Source organism: Candidatus Accumulibacter sp. ACC007 (genome assembly GCF_907163205.1).
Taxonomy (GTDB): domain Bacteria; phylum Pseudomonadota; class Gammaproteobacteria; order Burkholderiales; family Rhodocyclaceae; genus Accumulibacter; species Accumulibacter regalis.
This window is the reverse complement of the sequence record NZ_CAJQUD010000010.1, coordinates 1-23,063: the sequence shown is the minus strand read 5'-3', so window position 1 is coordinate 23,063 and position 23,063 is coordinate 1. Positions and strand designations below refer to the sequence as shown.

The 23,063-nt window shown below is 64.2% G+C and carries 15 protein-coding genes and 3 pseudogenes; 12 read left to right on the top strand and 6 right to left on the bottom strand.

The features are described from left to right. Nucleotides 1-112: 112 nt before the first annotated feature. Nucleotides 113-841 (top strand): YebC/PmpR family DNA-binding transcriptional regulator, encoded by a 729-nt coding sequence (locus tag QZ634_RS19275; RefSeq protein ID WP_291991118.1) that lies wholly within the window; start codon nucleotides 113-115, stop codon nucleotides 839-841. A gap of 1,044 nt (nucleotides 842-1,885) precedes the next feature. Here the strand turns inward: QZ634_RS19275 and QZ634_RS19270 are convergent. Further along, nucleotides 1,886-3,244 carry a hypothetical protein gene (locus QZ634_RS19270; RefSeq protein ID WP_291991117.1) on the bottom strand — a complete coding sequence of 453 codons (1,359 nt, stop codon included), beginning with the start codon at nucleotides 3,242-3,244 and terminating at the stop codon, nucleotides 1,886-1,888. Between the two features lie 492 nt (nucleotides 3,245-3,736). Next, nucleotides 3,737-5,638: a potassium transporter Kup gene (locus QZ634_RS19265; protein WP_291991116.1), complete on the bottom strand. Its 1,902-nt coding sequence runs from the start codon at nucleotides 5,636-5,638 to the stop codon at nucleotides 3,737-3,739. Nucleotides 5,639-6,000: 362 nt separating this feature from the next. Between QZ634_RS19265 and QZ634_RS19260 the strand changes: the two genes are divergently transcribed. Beyond that, nucleotides 6,001-7,386: a CorA family divalent cation transporter gene (locus tag QZ634_RS19260; protein WP_291991114.1), complete on the top strand. Its 1,386-nt coding sequence runs from the start codon at nucleotides 6,001-6,003 to the stop codon at nucleotides 7,384-7,386. Between the two features lie 69 nt (nucleotides 7,387-7,455). On the opposite strand, the gene hemL is transcribed toward QZ634_RS19260, so the two are convergent. From hemL to QZ634_RS19245, 3 genes are read right to left on the bottom strand one after another with little or no spacing between them, the layout of a single operon-like run. Then, nucleotides 7,456-8,736 carry a glutamate-1-semialdehyde 2,1-aminomutase gene (gene hemL / locus QZ634_RS19255; RefSeq protein ID WP_291991113.1) on the bottom strand — a complete coding sequence of 427 codons (1,281 nt, stop codon included), beginning with the start codon at nucleotides 8,734-8,736 and terminating at the stop codon, nucleotides 7,456-7,458. Further along, nucleotides 8,708-9,385, bottom strand: coding sequence for a thiamine phosphate synthase (gene thiE / locus QZ634_RS19250; protein WP_366145433.1), 678 nt, complete (start codon nucleotides 9,383-9,385; stop codon nucleotides 8,708-8,710). Before thiE ends, hemL begins: the two co-directional genes overlap by 29 nt. Then, nucleotides 9,369-10,217, bottom strand: a complete 849-nt coding sequence (locus QZ634_RS19245; protein WP_291991111.1) for a hydroxymethylpyrimidine/phosphomethylpyrimidine kinase — start codon at nucleotides 10,215-10,217, stop codon at nucleotides 9,369-9,371. The genes thiE and QZ634_RS19245 overlap by 17 nt, the downstream gene beginning before the upstream one ends. Nucleotides 10,218-10,358: 141 nt before the next feature. Between QZ634_RS19245 and QZ634_RS19240 the strand changes: the two genes are divergently transcribed. The 6 genes from QZ634_RS19240 to QZ634_RS19215 all read left to right on the top strand — a co-directional run bounded on the left by QZ634_RS19240 (nucleotide 10,359) and on the right by QZ634_RS19215 (nucleotide 19,646). Next, nucleotides 10,359-10,547 (top strand): rubredoxin, encoded by a 189-nt coding sequence (locus QZ634_RS19240; protein WP_291991109.1) that lies wholly within the window; start codon nucleotides 10,359-10,361, stop codon nucleotides 10,545-10,547. Between the two features lie 90 nt (nucleotides 10,548-10,637). Next, nucleotides 10,638-11,033 (top strand): response regulator, encoded by a 396-nt coding sequence (locus QZ634_RS19235; RefSeq protein ID WP_291991107.1) that lies wholly within the window; start codon nucleotides 10,638-10,640, stop codon nucleotides 11,031-11,033. A gap of 14 nt (nucleotides 11,034-11,047) precedes the next feature. After that, a complete protein-coding gene (locus QZ634_RS19230) occupies nucleotides 11,048-11,410 on the top strand; it encodes a response regulator (RefSeq protein WP_291991106.1) in 363 nt (120 codons plus the stop codon). A 14-nt stretch (nucleotides 11,411-11,424) separates the two neighbouring features. Continuing rightward, nucleotides 11,425-11,934 carry a chemotaxis protein CheW gene (locus QZ634_RS19225; RefSeq protein ID WP_291991104.1) on the top strand — a complete coding sequence of 170 codons (510 nt, stop codon included), beginning with the start codon at nucleotides 11,425-11,427 and terminating at the stop codon, nucleotides 11,932-11,934. A gap of 70 nt (nucleotides 11,935-12,004) precedes the next feature. Continuing rightward, a complete protein-coding gene (locus tag QZ634_RS19220; protein ID WP_291991102.1) occupies nucleotides 12,005-14,170 on the top strand; it encodes a methyl-accepting chemotaxis protein in 2,166 nt (721 codons plus the stop codon). Between the two features lie 40 nt (nucleotides 14,171-14,210). Next, nucleotides 14,211-19,646 carry an Hpt domain-containing protein gene (locus tag QZ634_RS19215; protein WP_291991101.1) on the top strand — a complete coding sequence of 1,812 codons (5,436 nt, stop codon included), beginning with the start codon at nucleotides 14,211-14,213 and terminating at the stop codon, nucleotides 19,644-19,646. Here the strand turns inward: QZ634_RS19215 and QZ634_RS19210 are convergent. Next, a pseudogene (locus QZ634_RS19210) lies at nucleotides 19,624-21,077 on the bottom strand (deoxyribodipyrimidine photo-lyase). The gene QZ634_RS19215 and the pseudogene QZ634_RS19210 overlap by 23 nt on opposite strands. Nucleotides 21,078-21,120: 43 nt before the next feature. Between QZ634_RS19210 and QZ634_RS19205 the strand changes: the two are divergent. The 4 genes and pseudogenes from QZ634_RS19205 to pyrB all read left to right on the top strand — a co-directional run. Beyond that, a pseudogene (locus QZ634_RS19205) lies at nucleotides 21,121-21,664 on the top strand (YqgE/AlgH family protein); the annotation flags it as partial. A gap of 11 nt (nucleotides 21,665-21,675) precedes the next feature. After that, nucleotides 21,676-22,104, top strand: coding sequence for a Holliday junction resolvase RuvX (ruvX, locus tag QZ634_RS19200; RefSeq protein ID WP_366145429.1), 429 nt, complete (start codon nucleotides 21,676-21,678; stop codon nucleotides 22,102-22,104). 49 nt (nucleotides 22,105-22,153) lie between these two features. Next, the gene (gene pyrR / locus QZ634_RS19195; protein WP_291991237.1) at nucleotides 22,154-22,660 is read left to right on the top strand and encodes a bifunctional pyr operon transcriptional regulator/uracil phosphoribosyltransferase PyrR; all 507 of its coding nucleotides are present in this window, start codon (nucleotides 22,154-22,156) and stop codon (nucleotides 22,658-22,660) included. Further along, nucleotides 22,653-23,063, top strand: a pseudogene (gene pyrB, locus QZ634_RS19190) (aspartate carbamoyltransferase catalytic subunit); the annotation flags it as partial. The gene pyrR and the pseudogene pyrB, both read left to right, overlap by 8 nt.

Genomic DNA, 23,063 nt, shown 5'->3' with positions numbered 1-23,063 from the left:
GGGATGAGAATTCGCGAGGTGCTAGAATGCCGACCTTGATTATCAACCATTTGCGGCCAGGTTTGTTGCCCCGGCAACGCCTGCAGCAAGATCGCGATCAGCAGAGGTCAGCATGGCAGGACATTCCAAATGGGCAAACATCCAGCACCGCAAGGGCCGCCAGGATGAAAAACGCAGCGCTTCATTCTCCAAGCTGGCCAAGGAAATCACCGTTTCGGCCAAGATGGGCGGCGGCGACGCGGCCTTCAACCCGCGCCTGCGCGTGGCGATCGACAAGGCCAAGGGGGTGAACATGCCCAAGGACAAGATCGACAACGCGATCAAGAAAGGCACCGGCGAACTCGAAGGCGTCGATTACGTCGAGATTCGCTACGAAGGCTACGGCATCAGCGGCGCGGCGGTGATCGTCGATTGCCTGACCGACAACCGCACGCGCACCGTCGCCGACGTGCGGCACGCCTTCAACAAATACGGCGGCAATCTCGGCACCGATGGCTGCGTCGCTTTTCAGTTCACCCACTGCGGGCAGTTGCTGTTCGCCCCCGGTACCGACGAAACGGCGCTGATGGACGCGGCGATCGAAGCCGGTGCCGAAGACGTGCTCAGCAACGACGACGGATCGGTCGAAGTGATCACCGCGCCAGGCGACTATTTTTCGGTCAAGGACGCGCTCGAAGCCGCCGGCTTCCAGTCCGAGTACGGCGGCGTGACGATGAAAGCCGAAAACGAGACGCCGCTCACCGGCGACGAAGCGCAGCGCATGCAGAAGCTGATCGACGCCCTCGACGCGCTCGACGACGTCCAGGACGTCTATACCAACGTCGTCATGGACGAAGACTGAAGGGCGGGCAACCCGGCTGGGTGAAAGCCTCGTCGGGAATGCGCAAATGCGGACAGCGGAATGCGGAATGCCGCGCCACACCCGCCCGCCTGCCCGTCATTGCGAGGAGGCGGAGCCGACGCGGCAATCCAGAGGTCTTGTTTTTCGCCCGGCTGATGCGGCGCACCATTAGTCAGAGAATGGAACTGGATTGCCGCGTCGGCTGCGCCTCCTCGCAATGACGGTGGTGGGGGAATTCTTGCCCGGATTTGGCGACGCGGGCAGCGGTATGGAGCGGGCGACATCCGGCCAGCGCACGGGGTTCACGCTGCTGGGAGGGGCGCTGAAAGTTGCGTCGGGAATGCGCAAATGCGGAATGCGGAATGCGGAATGCGGAATGCGGCGCCACACCGGAATGCGGCGCCACACCCGCCCTGCCCGTCATTGCGAGGAGGCGTAGCCGACGCGGCAATCCAGAGGTCTTGTTTTTCGCCCGGCTGATGCGGCGCACCATTAGTCAGAGAATGGAACTGGATTGCCGCGTCGGCTACGCCTCCTCGCAATGACGGTGGTGGGGGAATGGTTGCCCGGAATTGGCGACGCGGGCAGCCGTAGGGAGCGGGCGACATCCGGCCAGCGCACGGGTTTCACGCTGCTGGGAGGGGCGCTGAAAGTTGCGTCGGGAATGCGCAAATGCGGAACGCGGAATGCGGAACGCGGAATGCGGAATGCGGAATGCGGAATGCGGAATGCGGAATGCGGCGCCACACCGGAATGCGGCGCCACACCCGCCTGCACGTCATTGCGAGGAGGCGGAGCCGACGCGGCAATCCAGAGGTCTTGTTTTTCGCCCGGCTGATGCGGCGCACCATTAGTCAGAGAATGGAACTGGATTGCCGCGTCGGCTGCGCCTCCTCGCAATGACGGTGGTGGGGGCAACGGTGTGCGCCGGCCACGGTACAGCCACAAACGCACGACAAGGATCTCGCGCCACTTTCAGGGTTACCGAAAGGCTCATCAGGAAAGCAACACGACCCTGGCGAGTACCCGCCTGACGACGGGACTCTACTGCAGGGCGCCCGCGGTCAGGGGACTGCCGGCGGGTAGCGGGCGGGTTCCGGCGGGTAGTTTGAATTCGGCGCTGGGGGCCAGATTCTGCTGACGCGCAAAGCCGGGCGACGGCGCCGTGCCGCGCAGGGGCGAGTTGTTGGGCAGCCTGAACGGCAAGGCGTCGCCAGTGACGAGCAGCGAGCGATCGACGACCAGGTTGCCGTCATGACGACCGGGCCCTTGTGCCGCGAAAACCGCATGCCCAACGAGCAGGTTATTGACCGCCCAGACCTCGGTTCCGGGCGGCATCTTGTCGCTCCAGACGTGCAGGAAGCGGCCAACGAGCAAGGGGTCGACAAGCGTGTTGTGGGCCAGGTAGAGCGCGTTGTCGGGCCAGTGCGGACCTTCGGCGCCGTAGGAAACCAGCTCCCGGTTGTCGGTGTTGTCGCTTTGCCCGATGATGTTGCCGATCACCCACGCCAGGCCGCCGTTCGGAAACTCGAGTTCGTACGAGGCACTGCCGTCCGGACCGTCGACCAGCAGGTTGTAGAGGATGGAACTTTCACGCGCCCGCGACTTGATCAGGTGGCCGCGGAAACCCTGCTGGAAGCGACTCCCCCTGACGCTCAACCGGGCGATCTGGCCCGCGTAAAGCAGGTGATGCAGCGCGCCGGCGTGCTTCGGCGCCTGACCGAACTCGCTGTCCTCGACTTCGAGAACGGCGTCGGCGAAATTGCTGGTCAGGATGCCCATCTCGTTGTCGAAAAACGCGCAGCGAACGACTTTCAGATGGCCTTTTTCGAAGCGGATGCCGGCGCCATTACCGTCGGGGACGCGCGCCCCCCTGAATTCGACGTTCTCGATCAGCATGTCTGCGTTGCGCACCACCCACAGGGCCTTGCCCTCGGCGTGGTCGCCGTCGGCGATCAGCCGCGGACGCTTGCCGATTCCCCGGATGGTCAGCCGCGCCTGGGTCCACACGACAGCCTGCTGCCGGTAGTCGCCGGGGCGAATTTCGATGGTGTCACCGTCGCGCGCCATGCGCGCCGCTTCCTGGATGCTGCGCACCGGCTCCTGTGGACCGACGACGATGGTCCGGCCACCCGCTGCAGCCGCCGGCGCTTTCTTCCCGCCGAGCTGAGCCGGCGCCGCCGGCTGGCGCGCGGCAGCGTCGGCCGGCCCGGATGACGCGCCTGATGCGCCGTCCGGCGGCGTCTTGACCACTTCCAGCTGGCCTTGATCATTGCGCCGGATGCGGCCCAGATCGGTCGATTCGAATGGCCGCGGGTCGGCGAGTGCGGTGAGTGCGGTGAGCGTGGTGAGCGCCAGCGCGCCCAGTGCCAGCGCTGTCAGATAGCGTCTTGCGAAAGCCATTTCTTTCTCCCCGTTCGGTTGCCCGGTGACCGTTCCGTCCCGATTCTCGCCGATCGGCGGGCAGCCGTGCAATCACCGCGGGCGAAGGGAGGGGAGCTGGTGGAACGTCTGCCCGGATTTGGCGACGCCGGCAGCCGTAGGACACGGGCGAAATCCGGCCAGCCCACGGGTTTCACCCTGCTCTCAGGGGCGCTGAAAGTCGCGTCGAAAACGCGGCGCCACATCCGCCCGCACGTCATTGCGAGGAGGCGTAGCCGACGCGGCAATCCAGAGGTCTTGTTTTTCGCTCGGCTGCCGTGGCGCACCTTTAGTCAGAGAATGGAACTGGATTGCCGCGTCGGCTGCGCCTCGTCGCAATGACGGGGGCTGGGGAATTCTTGCCCGGATCTGGCGACGCGGGCGCGGGAATGGAGCGGGCAAAATCCGGCCAGCGCACGGGTTTCACGCTGCTCTCAGGGTCGCTGAAAAGCTCATCAAGAATGCCGCATTACCCTACAGCTCGACCTGCGAGCCGAGCTCGACGACGCGGTTGGGCGGGATCCTGAAATAGGCGGTGACGCTCTCGGCGTTGCGGAACATCCACGTAAACAATACCTGCCGCCAGCGCGCCATGCGCGAACGCTGGGTAAGCGGGAGCCTGACGACCGTCTCGCGACCGAGGAAGAACGAGGTTTCCATCATCTCGAAGGGCAGCCCCTGTTCGGCGCACAGCTCCAGGGCGCGCGGCAGGTTGGATTCGTCACTGAAACCATAGCGGACATACACGCGATGGAAGCCGCCGCTGAGCGCTTCGACGCGTACGCGCTCGTCGTCCGGGATGTGCGGGACGTCCTCGGTGTCCACGTGCAGGAGGACGACGCGCTGGTGCAGGACCTTGTTGTGGTACAGGTTGTGGAGCATGGCCCGCGGCACACCATCCGGTGAGGCGGTGAGAAAGACGCTGGTGCCGTCGACGCGCTGCGGCCCACCGGTGGCGATACTGGCCAGGAAGGCGTCAAGCGGCATCGAATCCTGCTGCAGTCTCTCGCTGAGCAAGCGGCGACCAAGCTTCCAGGTGGAGAGGAGGAGAAAAACCGCCAGCCCAAGCACGAGCGGAAACCAGCCACCATCGAGGATCTTGATCACGTTGGCCGAGAAAAAGGCAAAATCGACGACCACGAAAAACACCAGGAACAGGACGGCACGCGGCCAGCTCCAGTTCCACAGCGCGTGCACCACGACAAAGGCAAGGATGGTATCGATCATCATGGTCAGGGTGACGGCGATACCGTAGGCCGCGGCCAGGTTCGACGACGATCGAAAACCGAGCACGACGGCAATCACCGCCAACAACAGCAACCAGTTGATGTTCGGAACGTAGATCTGGCCTTTTTCGTGCAGCGACGTGAACTTGATCTGGATGCGCGGACAATAGCCCAGTTGCATGGCCTGGCTGGTGAGCGAGAAGGCGCCGGAGATCACCGCCTGCGAAGCGATCACCGTGGCCATGGTGGCCAGGACGACGAGGGGGATGAGCAGGACCGGATGCGGCACCAGCCGGAAGAAGGGGCTGCTGATCGCCGTTGGATCGGCGAGCAACAAGGCCCCCTGGCCGAGGTAGTTGAGGTAGAGCAGCGGAAAGACGCAAGCAAACCATGCCCACTTGATCGAGCGGCGACCGAAGTGACCCATATCGGCGTAGAGTGCTTCGCCGCCGGTAATCGCCAGCACCACCGAGCCGAGCGCCAGGAAGGCCATTCCCTGGTGGTCGAAGATGAAAACCAGCGCGTACCAGGGATTGATGGCCACGAGAACGGACGGATGCTCGATCACGTTCCACAAGCCGAGCGCGCCAAGCGTGGCGAACCAGAACATCATCAGCGGGCCGAACAAGGCGGCAACGGCAGCCGTTCCGTGCCGCTGAAAGGCAAACAGCACCACCAGAATGCCGACGGTGACGGGCAGCACGTAGGGCTTGAGCAGCGGCGTCACGACTTCAAGCCCCTCGACGGCCGAGAGCACCGACATCGCCGGGGTGATCACGGCGTCGCCGTAAAAAAGCGCGGCGCCGAAAATGCCCAGCGCCGACAAGGCCCACAATATGCGTGGCGAGGCATTGGCGGTACGCAGGGCCAGGGCGGTCAGGGCCATGATGCCGCCCTCGCCCTTGTTGTCGGCGCGCATGATGAACAGCACGTATTTGAGGGAGACGGTGATCGTCAGCGCCCAGAAAACCAGCGACAGAATTCCCAGGACGGTGTCGGTGTCGATCGGCAGCGGATGGTGACCGCCGAAGACCTCCTTCATGGTGTACAGCGGGCTGGTGCCGATGTCGCCAAAGACGACGCCCATCGCCGCCAAAGCGGTCGCTGCCAAACGCGGACTCTCGCCCTGTTCTGCGTTCTCGGTGCTCATTGCCCCTCCGTGAATTCTGCTCGCGATGCGATTGCCCGGTTCTTCCTCGCCCTGGCGGCGGGTCGGGCAGGCAGATGCAGCCTGTCACGGCTCAGCGTTGGGAAGTCACCCCCAGAAGTTCTCTTCGCCCCCTTCAGGGAGGCGACGAAGGCGCGATTCTAGGGCGAATTCAAGGCGACAACAAGGAGCAAGAAATGGCCCTTTGTCAGAAGCGACGGAAGCGCTGGCGCAGGCGTCGCGCAGGCGCGATTTCATCCTGTTTCGATTGAGGAAAAAAGCTTCGCAAGGGTGCATCCTGTCCGCCCGGCAGTGCTAAACTCGCGCGCTTTGCAGCACGGCATTCACATCGGCGAGGTAAGACTTTGAGCGACGAAAACAAGCGGCTGGCGCCCGATGCGCTGGAAAGAGGCCTCGCCGACGTACATCTCAGCGAGGTGCGCTCGCTCCTCTCGCTGCAAAAACGCGTCGAGGAACTCGTCGAACCCTTGTTGCGCGAGCAGGATACGCCAGCGCTCGACGACGCCAGCGCCGAGATCCAGCAACAGTATCGCCGCGAATTGCGCCAGAAGCTCAAGCTGATGCCGGCCAAGGAAGTCGCCTACATTCTTGAGTCGCTGGAAGCGAATGAGCGCCTGATCGTCTGGGAAGAAGTCAAGGAAGGCGCCGATCCGATCCTGGCCATACTTTCCGACGACGTCCTCGAAGAGCTGATCGACGACAGCCACTACCGCAACGAGAAGACGGCAGTCACCGCTTTCGAACTGGTCGACGGCCACCTGCGCCAGATCACCATCACCCGCCCCGAGGAACTGCAGGACCTGAACCCGATCTGGGTAGACCTGATCGCGCCGACGAAGAAGATCCGCGGCTGGATTGGCCGCCGCTTCGACGTCGACCTGCCCGATCCCGGCAGCCTGACCGACCTCGAAGCCAGCGCCCGCTTCTACGTCGACGAAGAAGGGCATACGCACCTGCATTCGGACTTCCTGCTCGACACCAAGGAAGAATCGCGCAACGTCCCGGTGGCCCTGATCCTCCAGAACGACATCCTGTTCACGATCCGCACCGAGGAACTGCCGGTTTTCCGCCTGCAGCGCGCGCGTGCGCGCACACGGCCCGGCTACGTGACCGACGGCAAGGACGTCCTGCTCGACCTCTACGCGGCCGACGTGGAGTACTCGGCGAACGCGCTGGAGGATGTATACGCCGAGCTGGAGCGGGTCGGCAGGCAGGTCCTGCGCTCGCATATCACCGACCAGGAAGCGACCCAGATCCTGGCCGCCGTTTCCGAAGCCGAGGACCTCAACGGGCGCACGCGACGGAACGTGCTGGATACGCGGCGTGCGCTGTCGTTCCTGCTGCGTGGCCGCTTCCTGTCCGAGGAGCAACTCGCCGATGGACGCGAAATCCTGCGCGACATCGAATCACTCGACGGCCATACCGCTTTCCTGTTCAACAAGATCAACTTTCTGATGGACGCCACGGACAGCGCGATCAACATCAACCAGAACAAGGACATCAAGCGACTGACGGTTCTCAGTGTCATCTTCATGCCGATCAACGTCCTCGCCGGCATGGGTGGAATGTCCGAGTTCTCGATGATGACCGAGGGCATTCCCTGGCCGGCCGCCTACGCGGCCTTTCTGGTCGCCATGATCGCCGTCGGCAGCAGCATGTATGTCGGCGTGAAGTATTTCGAGAAGCGCCGAATCAGGAGTAATCGCGCTGCCAACCGCAGGACCGCCTGACCACGGCCGTCCTGCGCCAGCGGGCGCTGCGCCCCGTCGCGCGCGCCCTGCCCTCCTCTCCCCGGCCAGCTACCAGGCCTTGAAAACCGCTTCGGCAGCAGCGACCGTCGCCGCAATGTCGGCCTCTGCGTGCGCTGCCGAAACGAAGCCCGCTTCGAAGGCAGCCGGAGCGAAATAGTGGCCGGCGTCGAGCATGCCGTGAAAGAAGCGGTTGAAGGCCTGCTGATCGCAGCTCATCACCTCGGCGTAGGTTTGCGGACACTCGGGACGAAAGTAGAGGCCGAACATGCCGCCGACGGCCTGCGCCGAAAACGGCACGCCGTTCCTTGCCGCCGCCGCGCGCAAGCCGTCGGTCAGCTGTCGGGTACGCTGCGTGAGCTGCTCGTAGAAACCGGCCGCACGGACACACTTCAGCGTCGCCAGACCAGCGGCCACGGCGACCGGATTACCGGACAGCGTGCCCGCCTGGTAGACCGGCCCGAGCGGCGCAACCTGGGCCATGATCTCCCGGCGACCGCCGAAAGCGCCCACCGGCAAGCCGCCGCCGATCACCTTGCCGAGCGTGGTCAGGTCCGGCGTGATCCCGTACAGGCCCTGCGCGCACCCGGCGCCGACCCGGAAACCGGTCATCACCTCGTCGAAAATCAGCACCGCGCCGTGCTCGCTGCACAACCTGCGCATCGCCTGCAGGAATTCGGGCCGCGGCATGACCAGGTTCATATTGCCGGCGACCGGTTCGACGATCAGCGCGGCAATCTGCGCGCCGTGCTCGGCAAAGGCGGCTTCCAGTCCGGCCGTGTCGTTGTAGTCGAGAACCAGGGTGTGCCGGGCAAGATCAGCGGGTACGCCGGCGGAACTGGGGTTGCCGAGCGTCAGCATCCCCGAACCGGCCTTGACCAGCAGACTGTCGGAATGGCCGTGGTAACAACCTTCGAACTTGATCAGCAGGTCCCGCCCGGTATGGCCGCGTGCCAGGCGGATGGCACTCATCGTCGCCTCGGTGCCGGAACTGACCAGGCGAACCATTTCCAGAGACGGCAGCGACTCGCACAGCAGCTCGGCCATGTCGACCTCGCTTTCGGTCGGCGCGCCAAAGGACAGCCCCTTGCGCGTCGCTTCCTGAACCGCTGCCAGCACTCCGGGATGCGCGTGGCCGAGAATCAAGGGCCCCCACGAGCCCACATAATCGACGTAGCTCTTGCCGTCCGCGTCGGTGACATGGGCGCCGGAACCGGCGACGAAGAAGCGCGGCGTACCGCCGACCGATTTGAAAGCGCGCACCGGCGAGTTGACGCCACCCGGTATGTGCTTCTGGGCACGCTCAAAAAGTTGTTGATTGTGGGAGATCAAGAGCATTTTCCTCGAATAGTTGGTGATAGGCGGCGGCGCGCGACGCCACGTCAGGCGCCTCGAAGAGATCGCTGATCACGGCCAGCAAGTCGGCGCCGGCGGCGAGCAGCGGCGCGGCGTTCTCGACCGTGATCCCACCGATGGCGCAGGCCGGCACCTGCAGTTCGGCGCGACAGCGGGTAATCAGCGACGGCGAGGCACGCACCGCCAGCGGCTTGGTCGACGACGGGTGCATGGCGCCAAAGGCAAGGTAGTCCGCGCCGAACGCAGCGGCAGCCCGGGCGCGCTCGAAATCGTCGTAGCAGGAAGCGCCGAGCAGGCGAGCGCCGCCCAGCGCCTCGCGCGCCGTCGCCAGCTTGCCGTCGGCGGCGCCCAGGTGCACACCGTCGGCGCCCACCGCCAGCGCCAGTGCCAGATCGTCGTTGATCAGCAAGCGGGCGCCGAACTGCCGGCAAAGGGCGAGCAAGGCGCGCGCCGTCTCTGCCTGGCGGGTCGCGTTGCCACCCTTGTCGCGATACTGGACAAACGCCGCCCCACCCTGCAGGGCGGCCCGAACGCGGTCAAGAAGGACGTTGGCGGCCAGGCAATCCGGGGTGATCGCGTAGAGGCCACGCAGCGACTGGCGCAGGGCGTCAGGCAAGGAGACCACCGCCACCGGCGCGCAGCCGGAAGAAGCGATCCGGCAGGTACTGGCCCATGCCGACCCGGAAACCGGCAGCCAGCGCTTGCCAGGTATAGTCCTGCGCGGCCTGCGTCGCCTCGCTGACCGGCAGGCCGCGGGCGAGATGGGCGGCTATCGCCGAGGCCAGCGTACAGCCCGACCCGTGGTAGCTGCCGGGCAGGCGATCCCAGCTGTCGCTGCGCAACAGACCCGCCTCGCGTCCGTAAAGCCGATTGACGACGCGCGGCGTGTTGTCATGCGTTCCGGTCAACAGCACGTACTCGCAACCAAGGGAGAGCAAGCGCTGCGCGCAGACGTCGACATCGACATCGACATCGACATCGACAGCCTGATCGTCGTGCGCCGCTTGCGCCTGGTCGGAGAGTCGGCGCGCTTCGAGCGTATTCGGCGTCAGGATCGTGGTCAGGGGGAGCAGGAGCTCGCGCAAGGCGGCGATCATTTCGTCATCCGCCAGTTCATCGCCGCGCCCGGAGGCCAGGACCGGGTCGAGGACTACGGGCAGCAGCGGGTAGTCGGCGAGGATATCGGCGATGATCAGGATGTTATCGGCGCTCCCCAGCAGGCCAATCTTGAACGCCGCTACCGGCATGTCCTGGAGCAGGGTACGCGCCTGATCTTCAACCCAGTCGGCATCGACGGCGAGAACGCCGGCGACGCCGACAGAATCCTGAACAGTCAGCGCCGTGGTCACCGACAGGGCGTGGCAGCCGAGCGCCGAGACAGTCATCAGGTCGGCCTGCAGGCCCGCTCCGCCGGAGGGGTCGCTGGCCGCGAAGCTCAACACGATCGGTGGCGGCATTCGGGCAGAAAAGGAGTTCATCAGTGCAGGGCCGCGGTCAGCAAAGATTTTCTGTCAAAAAGAAAGTCTTGGCAGCAAGAGAGGGGTTTGGCTAGAATCTATCGGATTTTCGCCGATTCTAACCGAAAACCGACGGTAGCCATGAACACAGCAAACGACCCACAGTACCTGACCTGGATGTGCCTCACCTGCGGCTTCATTTATGACGAGGCGGCGGGCCTGCCAGACGAAGGCATCGCGCCCGGGACCCACTGGCAGGACGTGCCGATCAACTGGACCTGTCCGGAATGCGGTGCGCGCAAGGAAGACTTCGAAATGGTCGAGATTTGAAGACAATGCGTTATAGTAATGTCAGCAGGAGATGACGTCGGAAAAGTGACGCCCTCAAGATAAAAACCTGACGCACTCGGGAGGAGACAATTGGCTGAAGCGGCAAGTCTGCGCGGCGTCAAGGTCATGGTCATTGACGACAGTAATACCATACGCCGGAGCGCGGAAATATTCCTTGTCCAGGCCGGCTGCCAGGTATTGGTGGCGGAGGACGGTTTCGATGCCTTGGCAAAAATCGCCGATCATCAGCCAGCAGTCATTTTCTGTGACATCGTAATGCCGCGACTCGACGGCTATCAGACCTGTGCGCTGATCAAGAAGAACCAGCGTTTCCGCGCCACGCCGGTGATCATGCTGTCGTCCAAGGACGGCCTGTTCGACCGCGCGCGCGGTCGCATGGTCGGCTCGGACCAGTATCTGACCAAGCCATTCACCAAAGACAGCCTCCTGCAAACGGTGGCGACTTTTGCACCGCGGTCAGCCTGAGAGAGCCAGACACCATGACCATCAAGAAAATCCTCGTCGTTGACGATTCGCCCACCGAGCGCCATGTCATGAAAGCCTTATTGACCAGCAGTGGTTATGAGGTCATTACGGCGGAGAGCGGCGAAGAGGGAATCGCCAAGGCGAAGAGCGAACTGCCGGATCTGATCCTGATGGACGTGGTCATGCCGGGCCTCAATGGCTATCAGGCGACCCGCACCCTGACCCGTGACGAGGCGACGCGCAACATTCCGGTCATCGTATGCACGACCAAGGGGCAGGAAACCGACAAGATCTGGGGCCTGCGCCAGGGCGCGCAGGATTACCTGGTCAAACCCGTCAACGGCCCTGAGCTGCTGGCCAAGATTGCGGCACTCTGACTGCCAGCAAGCGCATGACCAAAAAGATCAGCCTGCACGATTTCCAGTCCTACCTGGCGGCACGGCTCGCCGGCACGGGCAATCAGAGTTCGGCAGGCTTGCTCGGCATCCAGGCGGGCCCCGACTACTGGCTCCTGGACCTGGCCGACTCAGGCGAAATCGTTCCGCTGACCCCGCTGACCAGCGTGCCGTTGACGCTGCCGTGGTTCGCCGGCGTCGCCAATATTCGCGGCAACCTGTACTCGGTGGTCGACCTGGCGGCCTTTCTCGGCAAGGAGGCAACGCCGCAGAATGCCAGCTCTCGGCTGCTGTTGATCGGTACCCGCCACGGCAGCAACGCCGCCTTGCTGGTCACGCGCATGATTGGTTTGCGCAATGTTGAAGCCTTGCATCCGGAAGCAGCCGATGCGACAGCGCCAATCTGGGCACAGGAGTCCTACAGCGACAACGAAGGGCGGCGCTGGAAGAAGCTCAAGGTGCGGGAGCTTCTGGCTGACGAGGCGTTCATGGACATTGGCGTATGAGCCGCTTGGTCGAGCCAGCGCCTCGACGACCATCAGTCACCCCGTAGCGACCGTGTAACCGGAGAGAAATATGACGTTGAAGTCCAAACTGCCGAGTTTTTTGTCCGGTACGACAGACCCGGCAGGCGAGACCCTGGGGGATCGCACGGTGATGGATTCCGATGCCGAGATGGGCGACGAGGAGCCCCCGTTTGCGCTGCCTCTGCTCGGCCGCTACCCGGTGTCCAAACAGCTGCAGATTCTGGGTGGCGCACTGCTGCTGGTCATGCTGATCATCGCCGTCGTGGTTTATCGTGACGACCGGCAGTCGACCTACGGCACCGCCTACATCGCCGCCGCCGGCGACATGGGAATGCTCTCGCAGCGACTGGCCAAGGCATCCAGCCTGGCTTTGCTGGGCGATCCGGCAGCATTCAAGCAGCTCAGGGATTCGCGTGACAGTTTCGTGACCAGCCTCGACCGACTGATCAACGGTGGCGAACTGGGCGCCACGCTGGTGCCCGCTTCGCCGGCAAGCGTGCACCCGCAGCTGCTCTTCCTGAGCGAGGCCTGGGCGAAGACCGACAAGAATGCCGGGCGGCTCCTGGAGATGGAGAAAAACCTGATCTCGCTGGGCAAGGACGTCGCCTCGATCAACGACAAGAACCCGCAGCTACTCGAGCGCTCGGAGCAGATCGCCGCACTCAAGCTGCAGAGCAGCGCCGGCATCCGCGATATAGCAGCCGCCAACCAGCTGGTGATGCTCACCCAGCGAATCGCCAAGAACGCCAATGCGCTGCTCGTCGGCGACGCCATCGACGCGGAAATCGCCTTCCTCCTGGGCAAGGACACGAACACTTTTCGCGATCTCATCAGCGCCTTGAGCAAAGGCAGCGAGACGCTACGCATCACCGCCACCACGGACACGGAGACGAAACAGAAGTTAGGCGAACTGGATACCAGTTTCAGCGAGTATCGAACCGCTGTTGGCGGCATCCTCGGCAATCTGCAGCGGCTGGTCATTGCCAAGCAGGCGGGTTCGCAGATCTTTCGTGACAGCGAAGAGCTGCTTGGTGCCACCGACCAGCTGGCCAGGGCTTACCAAGCCAACGTCATGGAACGTAGCGGCTACGGTTTCGCTCTTGCGGGCCTGATCGTGCTCGCCATCAGCCTGCTGTTCCTGCTCGCCAGGACCTACCTGACGGAGAGCAAACGACAGGCCGAGACTGCCGAGCGCGGCCGCCGGGAAACCGAGTTGGTCAACCGCCAGAATCAGGGTGCCATCCTGCGCCTGATGAACGAGCTTGGCGACCTCGCCGACGGTGACCTGACGGTAACCGCGACGGTCTCCGAGGACATCACCGGGGCCATCGCCGACTCGATCAACTACACCATTGAAGAACTGCGCGTACTCGTCGGTCGTATCAACGATGCTGCCAGCCGGGTTACCGTGGCGACGGGAATGGCGCAGCAAATCTCCGTCGAACTGCTCGCCGCGGCCGAGCAACAGACCGCCGAAATAAAATCGGCCGGTCAGTCGGTACTGAACATGTCAACGTCAATGACCAACGTTTCCGGCGACGCCAAGCAGTCGGCCACCGTCGCCCGGCAGTCGCTGGCGGCCGCCGCCAAGGGAACACAGGCCGTCGAAGACTCGATCAAGGGCATGAACAAGATCCGCGACCAGATTCAGGAAACCTCGAAGCGTATCAAGCGCCTCGGGGAGTCGTCGCAGGAAATCGGCGAAATCGTCGAGCTCATCTCGGACATCACCGAACAGACCAATGTCCTGGCGCTCAACGCAGCCATCCAGGCTGCCTCGGCCGGCGAGGCGGGGCGCGGCTTCACCGTCGTTGCCGAAGAGGTGCAGCGCCTCGCCGAACGTTCGGGCGAAGCGACCAAACAGATCGGGGCGATCGTCAGGACCATTCAGACCGACACCCAGGACACCGTCTCGGCGATGGAGGAGTCCACCCGCGGCGTCGTCGAAGGGGCTCGACTATCCGACGCTGCAGGCCAGGCTCTGGCCGAAATCAGCGAGGTTTCGCGGGAGCTCACGGCCTTGATCGAAACCATCGCCGGCGCCACGCGGCAGCAATCGGAACTGGCGACCAAAGTGACCCGCAAGATGCAGGACATCCTGCTGGTCACCGGACAAACGACGGCCGGTACGGAAAAAACGGCGACGGCCATTGGCGAGCTGGCCGGTCTGGCTACGGAGCTGAAAGGCTCGGTCGCCGGTTTCAAAGTCAAGTGAGCGCCCGCGCCTATAGACTGGAGTGGAGACCCCTTCCCGGATGAATGCCCAGACGGACTTCGATATCGGCCCGCTGACCTGGGTCAAGAACGAGATCGACCTCGCCCTGGAGCGTGCCGACCAGGCGCTGCAGGAAGTTGCGGCGAGCCTAGCCCTCGACAGCGCCGATCTCGGCCAGGTCAGATTCTGTCGCACCCACCTGCACCAGGTGCAGGGCGCTCTGACCATCGTCGGTCTCGACGGAGTCACCCAGTTTACCGAAGCGCTGGAATCCTTGCTCGAGGCGATCGAGCGGCAGGAGCAAGCGTGCAGCTCGGAGCACGTCGAGCTGGCACAACGCGCCATGGCCAGCCTTCGTCATTACCTCGATGACCTGATCGGCGGCCAGCCGAACCAGCCACTGCGCCTCCTGCCCCTCTATCGAGAGCTGCAGGCGGCACTTGGCCTGCAACGCGTCCTGGCCACCGATCTCTTCTTCCCCGACCTGCGCGTACGCCCTCCACGGCGCGCAGGCGGCACGGCGAAAACCGGTGCTGGCGAGATCCAGGGCCGCCTGCGGCAGCAACGCGCTCACTTCCAGCGCGGCCTGCTGTCATGGTTGCGGGCACCGCAGAGCGGTACGGGCGTGCCGGAAATGCTCGACGCCGTCAAACGCATCGAGGCCATCCAGGAATTGCCTTCGGCACGCTCTTTCTGGTGGGTGGCCACCGCCTTCCTGACCGCGCTGGGTGAACGAGCGCTGCCGCCGGATGCCGATGCCAGGCAACTGTGCACGCGCATCGACCTGCAGATTCGGCGACTCCTCGAAGGCTCGAACAATGTCGCCGAGCGCCTGATGCGTGACGCGCTTTACCTCGTCGGCAACGCCAACAGCAAGCATCGCGCCGTCCAGCGCGTCCAGAAAGCCTACCAATTGGCCGCGCTGCTGCCCGGTACAGCACCGGAAGCCGCGGTCGCCGAGGAGTCTGTCCGCCGTCGCCTGCGTGAGGCGATCGCCAGCACCGAGGAATCCTGGAACAAGTTCTGCGCGGGAACGACGCAGGCGCTGCCGACCTTCGCGACCAGCAGCATGGCGCTGGCGGCAGTGGTCGAGGAGCTTGGCCAGGACGACTTTCGCCGCCTCGCTCAGGCCATCGGGGAGGTCGCCGAGTTCCTCCGCAAAGCGCCGACGATGCACAACGAAGTGCTGGCCATGGAAACTGCCACGGCCATCCTGCTGGCGCTGAATGCGCAGGGAAACATCCAGTACCTGGACAGCAGCTTCACGCACCAGGTCGATGTAATGGTCGATCGAATTCATGCCTGCCTGGCCGGGAAGTCGCTGGCCGCCGGGTCCGAACTGCCTTCGCTCGACGCGATGTCCCGGCAGGCACAGGAAAAATTGCTGGTCAGCCAGGTTGCCAGGGAGATCCAGAGCAACCTGACGCAGGTCGAACAGGTGCTTGACGGCTTCTTCCGGGACGTCGACAAGGGGTCCGATCTGGAAGGTCTGGAAACACCGATGCGCCAGGTCATCGGCGCGCTGACCATGATGCGCCACGAAGGGGCGGTTGCCGTTCTGAAGAAGTGCGCCGCCGAGATACAAACCTTCTCCGCCCCGGACTATGTCCCGCTGGAGAGCGACTTCGAGCAACTGGCCGAGAAGCTGTCGCTGGTCGGTTTCTTTGTCGACGCACTGCAACACGGCGCGACTGATTTCGATGCCTTCGTCCGCAAGATGGAGTCCAGTGTTGGCCGCGAAGCGCTCGTCGAGGCGCCCGCGGGGACCGTGGAGAAGGAAGTCGAGGAGCAGAAACTCGAAGCGCACGCCTTGTTGCAAGCGCTCAAGGATCGGCCGGACGAGGTGCAGTTGCGCGAGCAGGTCGCCAGACATCTCGCCGCGCTGCAAAAAGACGGCGATCTGGTTGGCGACAGGCAAGTCGAGCCACAGATCAAGGATCTCCTGTCGGTGCTCGCCGCTGGCGGCGACGCCAGCGCACAACTCGACGCAATGATGGCTGCGCTCAAGCCGCAAACCGCCGAGACCCCACAGCCCTCCGCAGAAACGATCCAGCTCGCGCAGGCCAGCAGCGAGGAAGTCGACGCCGAAATCCTGGAGATCTTTCTTGACGAGGCGCAAGAGGTGCTGGCGAGCATCGACAGAAATTTCCAGTCACTGAAAACGCAGCCGCAAGCAGCAGAATTGCTGACCGCCATCCGCCGTTCGGTACATACCCTCAAGGGCAGTGGCCGCATGGTCGGGCTGAGGGATTTCGGTGAAGCGGCGTGGTCGGTGGAACAGGTTCTCAACCTGTGGCTGCGCCAGGAACACGAGGTCACGCCAGCGATCGTCGACCTCATCGGCCAGGCCTACGCGATCTTTGTCGCCTGGGTCGAGCATCTGAAAACCGGCCAGGCGCAGGCACCCGATGCCGCGCCAATGATGGCGCTTGCGGCGTCGCTTCTGCGCGGCAGTGAGGAGGGAGGCGGCGAAACGCCTCAGCCGGAAGTGGCAGCCGCAGCGGATGACAGCGCTGCAGGGACGCCTGACGGAGGCGGCGCAGGAAGCGCCGTGGTGCCCGGCGAAGACGCGGGCAACGAGCCCGGCCCACGCCTGCGGCTGACCATCACCTCGGCGCTGGCCGAGATCTTCAACGAAGAGGCGGGAGCTCACCTGGCAACCCTGCGCCATGAGTTCTCGGTGCTCGAAAGCGACCCCGCGGCGCCAACCACGCACGAGATGTATCGCGCAGCGCATACGCTGGCCGGCATCGCTGGAACGGTCGGCATCGAGCCGGTGAATCGCCTGAGCATGGCTCTCGAACACGCCGTCTCACGGCGCAATCACGCAGCGCATCCGGACAGCGCCGAAGCGCTGGAAGCCATCCGCCAGGCGATTGCCGGACTGGCCCTGATGCTGACCGACATCGTCGGCCAGCACGAACCCGACGCGGCTCCCGTGCTGATCGACACGCTCGACGCACTGTATCTGGAGCAGTCTGCCGAGAAAGAGGCCGAACTGGCTGCAGAGCAGGCGCGCAGCGACGGCGATACCGGCGACCAAGCGAGCAAGGAAGCGCTCGCTGCGGAAACGCCGGACCTCGACACGCTGGCATCGCCGGCGACTGCCGGGCCGCCGACCCCTGCGGCAGCGCCGAGCGGCAGCGCGCTGGCCATCCCGGAGATGCAGGATGAGCTCGACGAGCAGCTGCTGCCTCTGTTCCTGGAAGAGGCGCTCGATCTCACCCAGAGCATTGCCGCGCAACTGCGCGCCTGGCGCAGCAAGCCTTCCGACAGCGACGTCCTGCGCCGCCTGGCGCGCCTGTTCCATACCCTCAAGGGTAGCGCACGCATGGCCGGAGCGATGAACCTTGGCGAGCTGACGCACGCCATCGAAACGCGCATGGCGGAAGCGCAGCAGACGGAGAATTCGCCGCTCGAACTGATCGACGACATCGATAATGCTTTCGACGTCATCGTCCAGATTGTCGAACGACTGCAGCGTGGCGAGCTGGCCGACGCGCCGGTCGACGTTCCCGATGAAGCCGCCGAGGAAATCGCCTCAGACGCTGTCGCCAGTGCCGAAGTCGCGCTTCCCTCTGCCGACCAGAATGCGCCTGCGGGACAGCCCGAAGCGCAGGAAGGCGAAAGCGAGAGCGGCGGGCAGCGCGCCGTGCTGCGCGTGCGTGCCGACCTCATCGACCGCCTGGTCAACGAAGCTGGCGAGCTGTCCATTGCGCGTTCGCGGATTGAGGGCGAAATGCGGGCCATCAAGGGATCGCTGCTCGACCTCACCGAGAACGTGATCCGTCTGCGCCGCCAACTGCGCGATATCGAACTGCAGGCCGAATTGCAGATGCAGTCACGCACGGCGCACAGCGATGAACGCCGCCCGATCGATTTCGACCCCCTCGAATTCGACCGCTTCACGCGTTTTCAGGAACTGACACGGATGATGGCCGAATCGGTAAACGATGTCGCCACCGTGCAGCAGAACCTGCTGAAGAACCTTGACGACGCCAACGCCGCGATTCTCGCGCAGTCACGTCTGAACCGCGAAGTTCAGCAGGAGCTGATGTCGGTGCGCATGGTGCCGTTCAGCAGCATTGCCGACCGCCTCTACCGAATTGTTCGCCAGGCAGGCAAGGAGCTGGGCAAGCGAGCCAACCTGGAAATCAGCGGTGGTCAGCTGCAGCTCGACCGCATGGTCCTCGACAAGATGCTGGCGCCGCTCGAACACATGCTGCGCAACGCCGTCGCCCACGGCCTTGAAAACACCCAGCAGCGCCGGGCCAAGGGCAAACCGGAAATCGGCGAACTGTCTCTGAAACTGACCCAGGAAGGCAACGAGGTCATTGTCGCCTTTGCCGATGACGGCGCCGGACTCAACCGGCAGCGCTTGCGCGAGCGCGGTCTGGCCGCTGGCCTGCTGACCGAGGAGCAGGCCGCGGACGACGCGCAGGTCGTCGAGATGATCTTTGCGCCGGGAATCTCGACCGCCAGCGGCGTCACGCGCCTGGCTGGGCGCGGCATCGGCATGGACGTCCTGAAGAGCGCCGTGGTCAGCCTTGGCGGGCGTATCGAGGTGCTGTCAACGCCCGACCAGGGAACCACCTTCCGCCTCTATCTGCCGCTGACGCTGGCGGTGACCAAGGCCTTGCTGGTACGCTCCGGCCAACGCGAGTACGCGATTCCGGCGGCAATGATCGAGCAGGTTCTCGACCTCAAGGAAAAGGGGCTGACGCGCATTCGCGAAGCCAATGCTGCGCTGTGGAGCGGCAACCCGTATCCCTTCCACTATCTGCCGCACCTCCTCGGCGCACCGCAAGCCCTTCCGGAGAAGCACCCCCAGTACTGGGTCCTGCTCCTGCGCAGTGGTGCGCGCAGGGTGGGGCTGCAGGTCGATGAGGTGCTGGGCAGTCAGGAAGTCGTGGTCAAGAACATCGGCCCGCAGCTGGCGCGGGTCAGCGGCGTCGCTGGCGCGACGGTGCTCGGCAATGGCCAGGTGCTGCTGATCCTGAACCCGATTGCGCTGGTCAGTCGTCCGCGCACGGCGACGCCGGTCTCGCCGGTCCCGACGCTACGCCAGGCAGTGAGCGCCGGCGGCGTCGCCGCCACGCTGCCGACGGTGATGATCGTCGACGACTCGCTGACCGTGCGCAAGATCACCAGCCGGCTGCTGGCCCGTGAAGGCTACCAGGTGATGACCGCCAAGGATGGCATGGATGCTCTCGAACAATTGGTGGCGATCATCCCCGATGTGTTGCTGGTGGACATCGAAATGCCGCGTATGGACGGCTTCGAGTTCACCCGCAACGTGCGCGCCGACGAGCGCTTGCGCGGCGTCCCGATTGTCATGATCACCTCGCGTACGGCAGACAAGCACCGGCAGTACGCCTTCGAGCTGGGCGTCAATCACTATCTCGGCAAGCCCTATCAGGAAGAGGAACTGCTACGCCTGGTGGCCGCGCACGTCAGGGAACAGCGGGGCTCTTGACGACCGCGTAACGTTCCAGGGTCAGCTGCCTGGCCTGCTGATGGTCGACCAGCGGTGCCGGCGTCTCGCGCCCGATACGCACTCCGCAGGCTTCCTGCTCGGCCGGACTCATCCGCCACGGCGCGTGGATGAAGCGGTCAGGAACGGCGGACAGTTCCGGCAGGTAGCGACGGATGAACTTGCCGGCAGGGTCGAAGCGCTCCGACTGCAGGACGGGATTGAAGATCCGGAAATAGGGTTGGGCATCGCAACCACTTGACGCGGCCCATTGCCAGCCACCGTTGTTGGCAGCGAGATCGAAGTCGTTCAACCGGGCGGCAAAATAAGCCTCGCCGCGCCGCCAATCGATACCCAGATCCTTGCTCAGAAACGAAGCGTTGAGCATGCGCAGACGATTGTGCATATAGCCCGTGCCGTTGAGCTGGCGCATCGCGGCGTCGACCAGCGGATAGCCGGTGCGTCCTTCGCACCAGGCCGCGAAGGCCTCCTCCGCAGGCGCCCCCTGCTCCCAGGCGACGGCGTCGTAAGCCGGCTTGAAAGCACGCTCGGCGACGTAGGGAAAGCGATCGAGGATCATGAAGTAGAAGTCACGCCAGATGAGTTCCGAAAGCCAGGTCGCAGCGCCCTCGTTACCCGTCCGCAGGGCCCCCGCGGCAATCGCCCTGGCCACCAGTTCGCGAATCGAGACGGTCCCGAAACGCAGGTGGATCGACAGATAGGACACCCCTTTCAGCGCCGGAAAGTCGCGCTGCTGCCGATAGCGGGAGATGCGCCCGAGAAAATCGTCGAGCAATTGCCGTGCCCCGGACATCCCGGGGACGAAACCCAGCGCGCGCAGGTCGGTCGCGGCAAAGCCGAGTTCCGCCAGCGAGGGCACGCGCTGCGCGCCCGGCGGCGTGGCCAGCGTCCCGATTTCTTGTTCACACGGGCTGCCAGTCGTCCTCGGTCAGGCGCTTGAGCCAGGCTCTCTTGTACGGGGAAAACACCGTAAACGGTCGCCCGGCCTGGGTCAGCACTTCGTCGCCGTCAAGAATTGCCTGATCCTTGAAAGACTCGAAGGCGATTCCGCCGGTGTGCAAGGCAGCGCTCACCGCGGCATCGCGACGCTTGGCTTGCGGCTCGTAATCGCGATTGGCGAAAACCGCCGCGACGCCAAGCTCGCCGGCCAGTCTCGGTATCATCCTCGGCGGCCCAGCCATGGCGGACCAGCAAACCGCCGCCACGCCGATGCAGGGCGGTGTCCAGTTCGAGCAGCGATTGGCGAATGAAGTCGACGCGCCGATCGTCACGCCTGGGCAGCGGATCGAGAATTTCGCGTTCGAAGAGAAACGCGCAATGGACGCGCCTTCCCCTGCGCAGCGCTTCGCCCAGCGCCACGTGATCGCTGTCACGCAGATCGCGCCTGAACCAGACCAGAATTGAATCGAGCATGGATTACCTTGTGTCCCCAGCCGCCGCCGATTAGAATGAGGCCATGAAAAGCATCAACCTGACTGACCATTTTCTCATTGCCATGCCGGCAATGGCAGATCCGTATTTTTCCAGGACGCTGGTCTATATTGCCGAGCACAACGAGCGTGGCGCGTTGGGGGTGATCGTCAATCGCCCGATCGACATGAGTCTGGGAACGCTGCTCGGCAAGATCGACGTCGTGCTCGAGGCCGATGGCTTCGCCAACCTGCCGGTCCTTTTCGGCGGACCGGTGCAGACCGATCGCGGCTTCGTCCTGCACCGACCGGTCGGCCAATGGCAATCGACACTGGTGGTCAACGATCACGTCGGACTCACCAGTTCGCGCGATATTCTGCAGTCGGTTGCCGAAAAAGGTCAACCGCAGGACCTGATGGTCACACTCGGCTATTCGGGCTGGTCTGCCGGCCAACTCGAACACGAACTGGCCCAGAACGCCTGGTTGACCCGTCGCTGCCAGACTGCCGATTCTCTTCGAGTTGCCCTACGAGGAACGACTGGCCTCGGCACTTGACCTCCTCGGCGTCAGCCTCACCAACCTAGCCGACCAAGTCGGGTCATGCCTGAGGCGACCGGCGGACCGACTGGCGCCGTGCTCGCTTTCGACTTCGGTGAAAAACGCATCGGCGTCGCGACCGGCGAATGGCAGCTGCGACAAGCGCATGCGCTGACCACCGTCCATGGCGAAGGCAACGCCGCGCGCTTCGCCGCCATCGCCGCTCTGATCGAAGAATGGCAGCCGCGCACTCTGGTCGTCGGACGGCCCTTGTCGCTCGATGGCAATGTACATGCCATGACCGCCCGCTGCGAACGCTTCGCCAATCAACTGCGCGGCCGCTTCAGGCTGAGCGTCGACTATGCCGACGAACGGCTTTCCTCGCACGAAGCACAGGCGCGGCTGCGCGCAGCCGGTCACGACTCGCGCAAGGCCGGCAGGCATCTTGACGCCGTCGCCGCGCAGCTCAATCCTGCAGGACTATTTCGATAGCACCCGCGGCGACTCATCCACGCTTTCACCAACCCCGACGAGCCCACAGATGCCAGCCATTGAACTTCCCGACGCCAACGTGCAATGCAGCGAACTCGCTGAACTCATCCGACCCCGGCTGCTCCCGAAGACGGTCCTGGTCGGCATTCACAGCGGCGGCGTCTGGGTCGCCCGACGACTGCACGATCTGCTGGCACTGGACAACGAGATTGGCCTGATCGATGTCTCTTTCTACCGCGATGACTACGGCGAAAAGGGTCTGCATCCGCGCGTCCGGCCAACGTCGATTCCCTTCGATGTGGAAGGCCGACCGCTGATCCTGGTCGACGACGTGCTGTACACGGGTCGCACGACGCGTGCGGCGATCAACGAGCTGTTCGACTACGGTCGACCGGCGAGCATCCAGCTTGCCGTTCTCGCCGACCGCGGCCAGCGGCAACTGCCCATCTGCGCCGACTTCTGCACCTGGCGGGTCGACCTCGACGCGACGCAGGAACTGGTGCTCTCTGCGGACGGCGACGGCCACCTGCGCTGGAGCCTGGGCGCCAATGCATAATCCACAACTCAACGCCAATGGCGAGCTGACGCACCTGCTGTCGATCGAGGGCTTGCCGCGCGAACTGATTCATCAGATTCTCGATACGGCATCGAGCTTCCTCGAGGTGTCCGACCGCGACGTCAAGAAGGTCCCCCTGTTGCGTGGCAAGAGCGTGTTCAACGTCTTTTTCGAAAACTCCACGCGGACGCGAACGACCTTCGAGATTGCCGCCAAACGCCTCTCCGCGGACGTCATCAACCTCGACGTGACACGCTCGTCCACCGCCAAGGGCGAAACCCTGCTCGACACGGTCGACAACCTGATCGCCATGCACGCCGACATGTTCGTCGTCCGCCACGCGGCCAGCGGCGCGCCGCACCTGATCACCGAGCATCTGCGCCGCCTCGGGCGAAACGACGTT

Coding starts and splice junctions, on each gene's coding strand:
- QZ634_RS19275 (WP_291991118.1), top strand. CDS start 113: ATGGCAGGACATTCCAAATGGGCAAACATCCAGCACCGCAAGGGCCGC.
- QZ634_RS19270 (WP_291991117.1), bottom strand. CDS start 3,244: ATGGCTTTCGCAAGACGCTATCTGACAGCGCTGGCACTGGGCGCGCTG.
- QZ634_RS19265 (WP_291991116.1), bottom strand. CDS start 5,638: ATGAGCACCGAGAACGCAGAACAGGGCGAGAGTCCGCGTTTGGCAGCG.
- QZ634_RS19245 (WP_291991111.1), bottom strand. CDS start 10,217: ATGCCGCCACCGATCGTGTTGAGCTTCGCGGCCAGCGACCCCTCCGGC.
- QZ634_RS19240 (WP_291991109.1), top strand. CDS start 10,359: ATGAACACAGCAAACGACCCACAGTACCTGACCTGGATGTGCCTCACC.
- QZ634_RS19230 (WP_291991106.1), top strand. CDS start 11,048: ATGACCATCAAGAAAATCCTCGTCGTTGACGATTCGCCCACCGAGCGC.
- QZ634_RS19225 (WP_291991104.1), top strand. CDS start 11,425: ATGACCAAAAAGATCAGCCTGCACGATTTCCAGTCCTACCTGGCGGCA.
- QZ634_RS19220 (WP_291991102.1), top strand. CDS start 12,005: ATGACGTTGAAGTCCAAACTGCCGAGTTTTTTGTCCGGTACGACAGAC.
- QZ634_RS19215 (WP_291991101.1), top strand. CDS start 14,211: ATGAATGCCCAGACGGACTTCGATATCGGCCCGCTGACCTGGGTCAAG.
- ruvX (WP_366145429.1), top strand. CDS start 21,676: ATGCCTGAGGCGACCGGCGGACCGACTGGCGCCGTGCTCGCTTTCGAC.
- pyrR (WP_291991237.1), top strand. CDS start 22,154: ATGCCAGCCATTGAACTTCCCGACGCCAACGTGCAATGCAGCGAACTC.